This window comes from Vibrio lentus (assembly GCF_002875945.1).
Classification (GTDB): Bacteria; Pseudomonadota; Gammaproteobacteria; order Enterobacterales; family Vibrionaceae; genus Vibrio; species Vibrio apostichopi.
Genome location: NZ_MCZK01000155.1, coordinates 76,361 through 88,435, shown reverse-complemented (window position 1 = coordinate 88,435; position 12,075 = coordinate 76,361). Strand labels below are relative to the sequence as shown.

The 12,075-nt window shown below is 44.2% G+C and carries 9 protein-coding genes; 7 read left to right on the top strand and 2 right to left on the bottom strand.

The genetic code is table 11. From position 1 onward, the window contains the following. Positions 1-177: 177 nt before the first annotated feature. Entirely contained in the window at positions 178-1,218 is a 1,041-nt protein-coding gene (locus BCT49_RS19200; protein ID WP_102437506.1) for a lactonase family protein, read from the top strand. Between the two features lie 80 nt (positions 1,219-1,298). Here the strand turns inward: BCT49_RS19200 and BCT49_RS19195 are convergent, their stop codons facing one another. Further along, positions 1,299-2,474: a 2-octaprenyl-3-methyl-6-methoxy-1,4-benzoquinol hydroxylase gene (locus tag BCT49_RS19195; protein WP_102437504.1), complete on the bottom strand. Its 1,176-nt coding sequence runs from the start codon at positions 2,472-2,474 to the stop codon at positions 1,299-1,301. Positions 2,475-2,783: 309 nt separating this feature from the next. On the opposite strand from BCT49_RS19195, the gene miaB reads away from it, so the two are divergent. The 5 genes from miaB (at position 2,784) to lnt (ending at position 8,510) form a co-directional block, all read left to right on the top strand. Beyond that, on the top strand, positions 2,784-4,208 hold the full coding sequence (miaB, locus tag BCT49_RS19190) for a tRNA (N6-isopentenyl adenosine(37)-C2)-methylthiotransferase MiaB (RefSeq protein WP_017104422.1): 1,425 nt from the start codon (positions 2,784-2,786) through the stop codon (positions 4,206-4,208). A 160-nt stretch (positions 4,209-4,368) separates the two neighbouring features. Next, a complete protein-coding gene (locus tag BCT49_RS19185; RefSeq protein ID WP_102437502.1) occupies positions 4,369-5,490 on the top strand; it encodes a PhoH family protein in 1,122 nt (373 codons plus the stop codon). Next, complete coding sequence (gene ybeY / locus BCT49_RS19180; protein ID WP_065113503.1) at positions 5,491-5,952, top strand: rRNA maturation RNase YbeY; 462 nt, start codon at positions 5,491-5,493, stop codon at positions 5,950-5,952. A gap of 120 nt (positions 5,953-6,072) precedes the next feature. Continuing rightward, positions 6,073-6,963 carry a CNNM family magnesium/cobalt transport protein CorC gene (gene corC, locus BCT49_RS19175; RefSeq protein ID WP_017104425.1) on the top strand — a complete coding sequence of 297 codons (891 nt, stop codon included), beginning with the start codon at positions 6,073-6,075 and terminating at the stop codon, positions 6,961-6,963. Positions 6,964-6,995: 32 nt separating this feature from the next. Further along, the gene (gene lnt, locus BCT49_RS19170) at positions 6,996-8,510 is read left to right on the top strand and encodes an apolipoprotein N-acyltransferase (RefSeq protein ID WP_102437500.1); all 1,515 of its coding nucleotides are present in this window, start codon (positions 6,996-6,998) and stop codon (positions 8,508-8,510) included. A 90-nt stretch (positions 8,511-8,600) separates the two neighbouring features. Here the strand turns inward: lnt and BCT49_RS19165 are convergent, their stop codons facing one another. After that, positions 8,601-9,071, bottom strand: a complete 471-nt coding sequence (locus BCT49_RS19165) for a zinc ribbon-containing protein (RefSeq protein ID WP_017104427.1) — start codon at positions 9,069-9,071, stop codon at positions 8,601-8,603. Between the two features lie 265 nt (positions 9,072-9,336). Here BCT49_RS19165 and leuS point away from each other — a divergent pair, with 265 nt between their 5' ends. Then, positions 9,337-11,913, top strand: a complete 2,577-nt coding sequence (gene leuS, locus BCT49_RS19160; RefSeq protein WP_102437498.1) for a leucine--tRNA ligase — start codon at positions 9,337-9,339, stop codon at positions 11,911-11,913. Positions 11,914-12,075 lie beyond the last annotated feature (162 nt).

Genomic DNA, 12,075 nt, shown 5'->3' with positions numbered 1-12,075 from the left:
AAGTCTCTCCGACCGCACCATCATTGAATGAAACCCAGCTTTTTAGCTGGGTTTTGTTTTATCTGGAATATGTAAATCTGCAAGCCAAGTCACCAAGTATTCTCTTCTATAACCTCACTTTTATTGCGATTTTATTAGACAATGTCTGCTCCACTTCCTAATTGAGTATGATTGCCTATGAAAACCCTCCCTTTAACGATCGGTTGCTACACAGACTCTCCAAGTAAGAGCCAAGGTGTCTATCAAACTCAGTTAGATCTGGAAACGGGAACGCTGCTACCTTTGGAGCTTATGGCAGCCTGCACTAACCCCTCGTTTGTCACCACGACAAAGCTGGGGGTCTACACAGCTTCTGAAGTTGACCAGAAAATACAACCACAGCTAATTCATATACCTAATGCTGATTCAAAAATAGCGTCAAATGCTGAACCAATTTCAGGAGAGCATCCTTGTCATATCACGATAGATCCCCACAATAAGTTTGCTATTACATCGCAATATTCATCAGGGACATTCGATATCTTTAGTTTAAGTATCAATGGCAATATCGATAAACGACTCAAAACGCTCAAGATGGTTGGTTCTGGACCTAATGCAGAAAGACAAACTGGCCCACATGCTCATCAAAGCCTTTTCCTGAAGAACTCTCCGCAGTTTGTCACCGTCGATCTCGGAGCCGATCGAATCAACTTCTATTGCTTTGACGAAGAACAAGAAGAATTCCTTGATGAGCCGATGCAGTCTATTAAAGTGCCAGCAGGGAATGGACCTCGTCACCTAATATTTAACCAAGCTGAAGATCGAGCCTATGTGATGTGTGAACTCTCTGAAACGATATTGATTTTGGAAAAATCTTTAGGGGTGTGGAATATTGTGGAAGAGGTTGATGCACTTCCTAACATGGAGAAAGGGGAAGCAGCGGCTGCAATTAAGCTATCGCCAGATGAGCAATTCCTTTATGTGTCTTGCCGACATCAATCAAGAATCAGTTGTTTTCGAATAGACTCAGTCACTCAAAAGCTCATTTTTATGGACAGTTACGATGTTGAAGGCAAGTTCCCTCGCGACTTTCATATCACGAATGACGGACAATGGCTTATCTCCGCAAACCAGCACTCCAACAACCTCACGTCATTCAAACGAAATGTTGAAGATGGCTCTCTCATTTATACTGGATGCTCTTTAACCATTGATGCACCTGTTTGTGTGACGCAATAGCACTAAGCACTATCACAAGATCAAAAAAGGAGAGCCTCTGCTCTCCTTCTTTTTATAACCAGATAATTTGGACTAGCGAATCATAACCCTAAAGCGTATTTAAGCACCTGTGATTTAATCGGCCCTGAGTTTTCTGCTAGCTTTAGTGCAGCATTACGCACAAACTTGAGCGGGCCAATATCATTACTGAACGTTTTGTAGAAAAAGTCCATGCCACTTTGCATCATTAGATTGTCACCTCTTCTGATCACTTCATAGCGTCTCGCCACAGATTGATTCAATTCACCTTTCTCTTTGGTGATATCCAATAGTGCAGCCACATCTTTAAAGCCCAAGTTCACACCTTGACCTGCTAGAGGGTTAATCGTATGTGCAGAGTCCCCTACAAGAATACAATTATTCTTGAAGTATGATTGAGCATGACGTCGAGTCAAAGGGAATGAACCTGCATTCAACACTTTTACATCACCCAATTCACTAGGGAAGCTAATGATAACTTCATTACGTAATTTTTCTGGGCTCATCGCAGAAAGTTGCTTAATACGAGATGGGGAGTCATACCAAACCAACGACCCCTGCCCGACTTCTTGACCGTCAGAAGTTAGAGAACACAATGGCAAAAATGAACGAGGTCCACTCGGTAAAAACTGTTGCCAAGTAATATCTTGCTGAGGAAGTTCCGTTTCTACATTGATAAGCATGCAGTGCTGTCGGTAATCCCAAGCCGTAATACCAATCCCAGCTTGCTGACGAACGGCTGAATTTGCGCCATCAGCGCCAATCACCCACTTCGCTGATAGCTGCGAACCAGATTGAAGCTTGACGATATTGGTTTCGCCAAATTCAATCGTGTCTAATTTCTCTGGGCATAAGATCGTTAAATTATCATATGCTTCAAACTGAGCCCATAAACCCAACTGGATTAATCGATTCTCAACGATGTAACCTAAACGAGGTAAATCAAGAGATGCAGCATCAAAACGAGTACGACACTCTGGGTGCTCCCAAGTTTCCAAACGCTTGTAAGAACAGACACGCATTGCAGCGATACTTTGCCATGCACCCAACTCTTCAAGCAAATCAACTGAAGCCTGAGAAATTGCTGATACACGGATATCCATCGCTTGTGAGTCATCATAAGCTTTTGGAGCAAAGCCTTCGATCACGGCAACATTCAGTCCTTGTTTAGCAAAGCCGATTGCCGTCGCAGCACCAACCATGCCACCACCCACTACTACAATGTCGTAACTGTTCATATTTTGTACTTATCATTTTGATTCTTTGACTGTTTTCGATTGTACGTTTTCACAACTAACTTGTAACCAAAAACCTTATTCGAAAAAAGGGTTACCCCTTGCTGTACCTAGCGTTAACGATAATAAAAACCACTACCGAAGAGATTTTATCAGACTACTAGTCAGTCGGTTTTGAAACCAGTACAATACGCGGCTTGCTGCCAGAGCTAGTCATAAAAGCTGAATGAGTTAATATGACAAACGGCACTTGCAGATGAATACTGGGCGATTTGCTCCCTTAAATTAAACTAACGATCGAGCGAACAAAAAATGAGTAAGAAACTGCTAATTAAAACTTGGGGCTGTCAGATGAATGAATACGATTCATCAAAAATGGCTGACCTGCTTAACGCTGCAAATGGCTATGAGCTAACTGAAGTACCTGAGGAAGCAGACGTACTACTCCTGAATACTTGTTCTATTCGTGAAAAAGCGCAAGAAAAGGTATTCCACCAGCTTGGTCGTTGGAAAACACTTAAAGATAAAAAAGAAGGTGTGGTGATCGGTGTGGGTGGCTGTGTAGCAACTCAAGAAGGTGACCATATCCGTCAACGCGCACCTTATGTTGACGTAATCTTTGGCCCTCAAACATTACACCGTCTGCCAGAAATGATTAAATCATCTCTGTCTAACGAAAAACCTGTAATGGACATCTCATTCCCTGAGATCGAAAAATTCGATAATCTTCCAGAGCCAAAAGCAGACGGCGCAACGGCGTACGTTTCTATCATGGAAGGTTGTTCTAAGTACTGTACTTACTGTGTTGTGCCATATACTCGTGGTGAAGAAGTTAGCCGTCCAATGGATGATGTACTCTACGAAGTTGCACAACTAGCAGAACAAGGTGTGCGTGAAGTAAACCTACTTGGCCAAAACGTAAACGCATTCCGTGGTCCAACTCACGAAGGCGACATCTGCACATTTGCAGAACTACTTCGCCTAGTTGCGTCTATTGATGGTATCGACCGTATTCGTTTCACAACAAGCCACCCGCTTGAGTTCGGCGACGACATCATTGAAGTTTACAAAGACACACCTGAGCTTGTGAGCTTCCTTCACTTACCAGTACAAAGTGGTAGTGACCGCATTCTAACAATGATGAAACGTCCACATACGGCAATCGAATACAAATCTATCATCCGTAAACTGCGCAAAGCTCGCCCTGATATTCAAATCAGCTCTGACTTTATCGTTGGTTTCCCTGGGGAGTCTAAGCAAGACTTCCAAGATACGATGAAACTGATCAAAGAAGTTGATTTCGATATGAGCTTCAGCTTTGTTTTCTCTCCTCGTCCAGGTACACCGGCTGCAGATTACCCATGTGATGTGCCAGCACAAGAGAAGAAAGATCGTCTATACGAGCTGCAACAAACGGTGAACACTCAAGCTATGCGCTTCTCTCGCCTAATGTTAGGTACAGAGCAACGTATTCTTGTAGAAGGTCCTTCAAGAAAGAACCTAATGGAACTTCGTGGCCGTACTGAAAACAGCCGTGTCGTGAACTTTGAAGGTTCTGCTGATCTTATCGGTCAATTCGTAGACGTTAAGATTACTGAGGTTTATACCAACTCACTTCGTGGTGAACTGGTTCGTACAGAAAAAGACATGGGCCTACGCGTGGCAATGACTCCAGCAGAAATGATGGAAAAAACAAAACGCGAAGATGAGCTAGGTGTAGCGACATTTACGCCTTAGTCAGATAACGTTTGAGAACAAAGCTCAAACGAAAAGCTTGAAATTACCTAACTAAGTGACCATCTTAGAAATAGGGAATCACCATCAGAAGCCCGGTCTATATCGGGCTTCTTGCTCTTTTTTTTATTTAAGAGTGAGTGGCACAAAATGAGAGGCTAATTTGAGCAATAAAATCGTTACTTTAGAGATCAATCTAGAACCTGCCGACAACCTACGCTTAGCAAGCTTATGTGGTCCATTCGACGACAATATCAAACACCTTGAACGCCGCCTTGGCGTTGAAATTAATTACCGTAATAACTTTTTCACCATAGTAGGTAAGCCCCACACCACAGCGGCCGCTTTAGATATCATCAAGCACCTCTATGTAGAAACGGCTCAGGTCAAAGGCAACGTGTCCGATATTGAACCTGAGCAGGTGCACCTAGCAGTTACCGAGTCAGGCATTTTGGAGCAACATGTCGAGTCTGAAATCGACTACGGCAAAGAAGTGACCATTAAGACTAAAAAAGGCGTTATCAAGCCACGTACACCCAACCAAGCTCAATACTTGATGAACATGGTCACTCATGACATCACCTTTGGTATTGGCCCTGCTGGTACAGGTAAAACGTACTTAGCAGTCGCGGCAGCGGTCGATGCTCTCGAACGTCAAGAGGTTCGCCGAATCCTACTGACTCGCCCTGCCGTTGAAGCGGGTGAGAAGCTTGGTTTCCTTCCTGGTGATCTGAGCCAGAAAGTCGATCCATATTTACGTCCACTTTACGATGCACTCTTTGAGATGCTTGGTTTTGAGCGTGTTGAGAAGCTGATTGAGCGTAACGTGATTGAAGTTGCACCTCTGGCTTACATGCGTGGTCGTACACTGAATGATGCATTTATCATTCTTGACGAGAGCCAAAACACCACGGTAGAACAGATGAAAATGTTCTTAACCCGTATTGGTTTTAACTCACGCGCTGTTATCACCGGTGATATCACTCAAATCGATTTACCTCGCGGTGCGAAGTCAGGCCTACGTCACGCAACTGAAGTACTCAGTGACGTTGATGACATTAGCTTTAACTTCTTCATGTCTGAAGACGTAGTGCGTCACCCTGTGGTTGCTCGTATCGTCAATGCGTACGAGAAGTGGGAAGCAAAAGACCAGAAAGAGCGCAAAGAGTTTGAACAACGTAAGCGTGAAGAACGCGAAGCCAAGCTTCTTGAGGCTCAACAAGCCGTTACGACACAATTAGCAACACAAAATAGCTCTGTAATTGCAGAACAAGGTGATAAATAGATGTCTATTGAACTAGACCTGCAAATAGCGGTCGAAAATGAGCAAGGTCTTCCAACCGAACAAGATATTCAGCTTTGGTTGGATAAGACAATTCCTCAGTTTCAAGAGAATGCCGAGCTCACCGTTCGTATTGTTGATACAGAAGAAAGCCACCAGCTCAACCATGACTATCGTGGAAAAGATAAGCCAACTAACGTGCTGTCTTTCCCATTTGAAGCGCCACCAGGAATGGAATTAGATCTATTGGGTGACCTTATTATCTGCCGCCAAGTTGTCGAAAAAGAAGCAGAAGAGCAAAATAAGCCTCTGCTAGCACACTGGGCTCATATGGTTGTACATGGCAGTCTGCATCTGCTAGGTTATGATCATATCGAAGATGATGAAGCTGAAGAGATGGAGTCACTCGAGACAGAAATCATGCAAACTATGGGCTTTGAAGACCCTTACATTCTAGAAAAGTAAATTGACTCTAGTAACGTAGATTGCAGAGAAACAAGAACTCATCGAACCTGTTATTTTTACAGGAATCTGAGTTTTAATGTGTGCTATCACACTTCTGATAGCGTTATTTTTTGAGAAATCATGAACGAAGGTAACCCCCCCACTTCTGAGGGAAGTAAAAAATCTGAAGGTCCGAGTAGAAAGTCCTTCTTTGAACGTCTAGGCCAAATATTTCAAGGCGAAGTTAAAGATCGCCAAGAACTTGTGGATGTTATCCGCGGTTCTGAAATTAATGACCTAATTGACCACGACACTCGCGACATGCTCGAAGGTGTTATGGAAATTTCAGAGATGCGAGTACGCGATATCATGCTGCCTCGCTCTCAAATGGTTACAGTTGAACGCACCGACGATTTAGATACGTTGATTGCGCTTATTACTGATGCTCAACACTCTCGCTACCCAGTGATCAGTGAAGATAAAGACCATGTTGAAGGCATTCTATTAGCGAAGGACCTACTTAAGTATTTGGGTTCAGAAAGTGCCCCATTTGATATCGAACAAGTGATTCGCCCTGTCGTGGTTGTTCCTGAAAGTAAGCGAGTTGATCGCCTGCTCAAAGAATTCCAAGAAGAGCGTTACCACATGTCTATCGTTGTCGATGAGTTTGGCGGTGTTTCTGGCCTGGTAACCATTGAAGATATCCTCGAAGAAATCGTTGGTGAAATTGAAGACGAGTTCGACGATGAAGAAGAAGTAGATATTCGTAAGCTGAGTAAGCATACCTTCGCTGTTAAAGCTTTAACCACTATTGAAGATTTCAACGATACGTTTGAGACCTCTTTCAGTGATGACGAAGTGGATACAGTCGGCGGCATGGTAATGACAGCATTAGGTCACTTACCGGTTCGTGGCGAAATTGTAGAAATCGAAAACTACCATTTCAAAGTGACATCAGCTGATAACCGTCGTGTGATTCAGTTGCAGGTAACGATACCTGACGAACAACCTCTTCCAACTATCGAAGAATAACAACTTCTCTCTAAAGAGATGACAGAAATTAGATGACTAAACTATTTAATCATCGCCTATTACGGCCGCTTGCGGCCGTTTTTGTTGGCGCTATAACTACCCTTTCATTCGCTCCATATTCAATATGGCCCCTTGCTATTCTCAGCCCAGCGTTATTGCTGTTACTGACCAACAATTGCTCTCCAAAAAGTGCGCTTTGGATTGGTTACGCATGGGGCTTAGGCCAATTCACGACTGGTATTAGCTGGGTATACGTCAGTATTGATGGCTTTGGCGGAATGCCTCTGGCTGCCAATGTATTCTTAATGGCATTGCTTGTTGGTTATCTTGCGGTCTACTCCGGTCTATTTACTTGGAGTTTAAACAAATTCTTTCCGAGCAATAACCTAAGCCGATTTTTTCTTGCTGCCCCTGCACTATGGTTAATCTGTGATTGGCTACGCGGTTGGGTAATGACTGGCTTCCCGTGGTTATGGCTAGGTTATAGTCAAATCGACTCGCCATTAGGCTCATTCGCACCGATTGGTGGTGTCGATCTGGTGACGCTAGCGATTATTGTATCAGCCTCTGCACTCGCTTATACGGTCATCAACAAGGCGTGGAGTGTCGCTGTCATCCCTGCTGTTGTGTTTAGTACTGGTTTCGGTCTTCGAAATATCGATTGGGTGACACCGAACCCTGAAAAAACCACCTCAGTGGTATTGATTCAAGGTAACGTCGACCAAGACAGCAAATGGCTACCTAGCCATCGCTGGCCAACGATGATGAAGTACACCGATTTAAGTAGAGAAAACTGGGATGCTGATATCATCATTTGGCCTGAAGCCGCTATTCCAGCATTCGAAGTTGAGATTCCATCTTTCCTACGTAACTTAGATAGCGCAGCAAAGATGAACAACAGCTCAATCATTACTGGCGTGCTGAATCAATCTGAAGATAAAAAGTACTACAACAGTGTTCTTTCTCTCGGGGTCAATCCATACGGCGAATACAGCTACGATCCAGACGAACGCTACCATAAACATCATCTTCTACCATTTGGTGAATTTGTGCCGTTTGAGGATATCCTACGCCCGTTAGCGCCGTTCTTTAATTTGCCAATGTCATCATTCAGCCGTGGCGATTTCGTTCAGCCAAACATCGTGGCACATGGTCGTCATCTAGCACCAGCGCTTTGTTATGAGATCATCTTCAATGATCAAGTGAGACAAAACGTAACAGATGAAACTGACTTTATTCTAACACTCTCTAACGATGCTTGGTTCGGCCGTTCAATTGGCCCATTGCAACATATGGAAATCGCACAAATGCGTGCTCTAGAGCTGGGTAAGCCGCTTATTCGCTCAACCAACAATGGCGTAACGGCAGTAACGGATCACAAAGGAAAAATCATCAAACAAATACCGCAGTTTGAAACCGCAGTATTGAAAGCTGAGCTAATCTCAACGGATGGTCAAACTCCTTATCACGTGGTCGGTACTTGGCCGCTGTACATCTGGGCGTTGCTGAGTTTGGTAGCTGGCTGGTTTATGAGAAGAAAAGACTAGATTAGACGAAAAGTTGTTGAGGGTTGGCTGATTCAGTCAACCCTTTTTATTACTACGGTATAAAGTTGCAAATGCTATGTCGCCAGTTTTTTATGGCTTAAGCGCTTTGCGGCTAAACCCTGTCGAGCCACATTTAATACACGGAATAATCGTCGTTGGGTGGTTATATTCGGTTTGATGCCCACACTCATCACAGACAAGAGTCCCGAGCCCAATAACCTCATCCGCTTGATACAAGCCTTGATGTTCTAAGTCTTGAAACAGTTCGACCCATTCCACCTTAGTACGATCAGTGATATCCAAGAGTCCTTGCCAGATAGAATCCGTGATCATTAAATAAAATGGACCACCTTTACTCTCTTCATAGCTTTCAGAGAACTCTTTTAAGTCCGACTTCACGTAGGCCGAAATCAATGACAATTCGTCTTTGGTCATATCATTGGCTGCTTTCGCATACTTACCTGACGTTTCGATTTTATTGTTAAGCTCTTCAGGACTATGCTTCAGCGTTTCTATCACCTCTTCGACGACTTCTTCATAGAGTGCTTTTTTCTTCGGCATAACAACCTCCTTAAGATGACCAAGCTTTATCTTAGTGAACTGACCTTAAGTGAAGCGACCAGTTCCTAACAAACAAATGCAATTCATACCCTTAAGTATAGCTGTCCTAAGTAATTCGGTTGAATTTACGCAATCAACCACGCTGCAACTGCAAGTATGAAGGGTATAACTATTGTTGTACTAAGCTCCTTTAGGTATTCTATGACGATCTGTAAGATTCTGTTCTAACCGAACTCACAAATTCCAAGATAACCGGATACCATCGATGCAAGAACAATATAACCCGCAAGAGATTGAACAAAAGGTTCAACAACACTGGGATGACAGCGAGACTTTCGTTGTAAGTGAAGACCCAAATAAAGAAAAATTCTACTGTCTTTCTATGTTCCCGTACCCAAGTGGCCGACTGCATATGGGTCACGTGCGTAACTACACCATCGGTGATGTGGTATCTCGTTTCCAACGTCTACAAGGCAAAAACGTAATGCAGCCAATCGGTTGGGATGCATTCGGCCTACCTGCAGAAAATGCAGCTGTAAAAAACAACACAGCGCCTGCTCCGTGGACCTACGAAAACATCGAATACATGAAAAACCAGCTTAAACTTTTAGGCTTTGGTTACGACTGGAAACGTGAATTCGCAACGTGTACGCCTGAGTACTACCGTTGGGAACAAGAGTTCTTCACTAAACTTTACGAACAAGGCCTAGTTTACAAGAAGACATCTTCTGTTAACTGGTGTCCAAACGACCAAACTGTACTAGCGAACGAGCAAGTAGAAGACGGTTGCTGCTGGCGTTGTGATACTCCAGTAGAACAAAAGAAGATTCCACAGTGGTTCATTAAGATCACTGAGTACGCTCAAGAGCTGCTAGATGATCTAGACAACCTTGAAGGTTGGCCTGAAATGGTTAAGACCATGCAGCGCAACTGGATCGGTCGCTCTGAAGGTGTTGAGCTATCTTTCGCTGTTAATGGTGAAGAAGCGCCACTAGAAGTTTATACAACTCGTCCAGACACACTAATGGGTGTTTCTTATGTCGGTATCGCTGCGGGTCACCCTCTTGCAGAGAAAGCATCACAGAGCAACCCTGAGCTTGCAGCATTCGTTGAAGAATGTCGCAACACCAAAGTGGCTGAAGCTGAACTAGCAACGATGGAAAAGAAAGGTATGGATACTGGCCTAACGGCTATCCACCCTCTTAACGGTCGTGTTGTTCCTGTTTACGTAGCTAACTTCGTTCTTATGGATTACGGCACAGGTGCTGTAATGGCGGTTCCAGCTCATGATCAACGTGACTACGAATTCGCAACTAAGTACGGCATCGATATCATCCCAGTAATCAAGCCAGAAGACGGTTCTGAGCTAGACGTTTCTGAAGCGGCTTACACTGAAAAAGGTGTACTGTTCGATTCTGGTGAATTCGATGGTCTTGCATTCCAAGAAGCATTCGATGCAATCGCTGCGAAGCTTGAAGCTGAAGGCAAAGGTAAGAAAACAGTAAACTTCCGTCTACGTGACTGGGGGGTGTCTCGTCAGCGTTACTGGGGTGCTCCAATCCCAATGGTAACCACTGAAGATGGTGAAGTTCACCCAGTACCAGCAGACCAACTGCCCGTTATTCTTCCAGAAGACGTGGTAATGGATGGCGTTACTAGTCCAATAAAAGCTGACAAATCTTGGGCTGAAACCACATTCAATGGCGAACCTGCGCTACGTGAAACTGATACGTTCGATACGTTCATGGAATCTTCATGGTACTACGCACGTTACTGTTCACCACAAGCTGACGACATTCTAGATCCAGAGAAAGCAAACTACTGGTTGCCAGTTGACCAATACGTTGGTGGTATCGAGCACGCATGTATGCACCTGCTTTACTCTCGTTTCTTCCACAAGCTTCTTCGTGATGCGGGTTACGTAACGTCTGATGAACCGTTCAAGCAACTTCTATGTCAAGGCATGGTTCTCGCTGACGCGTTCTACCACACAAACGAGAAAGGCACGAAAGAGTGGATTGCTCCAACTGACGTGACTATCGACCGTAACGCGAAAGGTCGCATTGAAAAAGCTGTCGACAATCAAGGCCGCGACGTTGAGCACTCAGGCATGATCAAAATGTCTAAGTCGAAGAACAACGGTATCGACCCACAAGAGATGGTAGACAAGTACGGTGCTGATACAGTACGTCTATTCATGATGTTTGCATCGCCTGCAGACATGACGCTTGAGTGGCAAGAGTCTGGCGTTGAAGGCGCAAACCGCTTCCTTAAACGTGTTTGGAAATTGGTTCACGCTCATTCTGCTAAAGGTGCAGCTGAATCTGTTGACGCTTCTGCGCTATCTGGTGATCAGAAAGCACTTCGTCGTGATATCCACAAGACTATCGCGAAAGTAACGGATGATATCGGCCGTCGCCAAACATTCAACACTGCCATCGCTGCAATCATGGAACTGATGAATAAGCTAGCGAAAGCGCCACAAGAATCTGTACAAGATCGTGCAATTCTTGATGAAGCGCTAAAAGCAGTGGTTCGCATGCTTTACCCAATGACTCCGCACATCTCTTACGAAATGTGGATTGCACTTGGTGAATCAAACGTAGACTCAGCAACATGGCCAACTTTCGATGAGAAAGCGCTAGTTGAAGACGAGAAGACTATCGTTGTAATGATCAACGGTAAGCTACGTGCGAAGCTAACGGTTGCTGCTGATGCGACAGAAGAGCAAGTTCGTGAGCTTGGTCTAAACGATGAGAACGCTAAGAAGTTCCTAGATGGCTTAACTATCCGTAAAGTTATCTTCGTACCTGGCAAGCTTCTGAACATCGTAGCTAATTAATAATAGCTAACTAGCATTGGCTAACTAACAGTTGCAGATTAAAGCGAACCAGCTTTAGTCTGCACATATAACTGCTTAAGCGAACTTATTTTGTTTTCAGCAGTCTTTAGACAGGGTGCGACATCGCCCTGTCTACTTATTTAAGCGCTTTAGATTCATAGC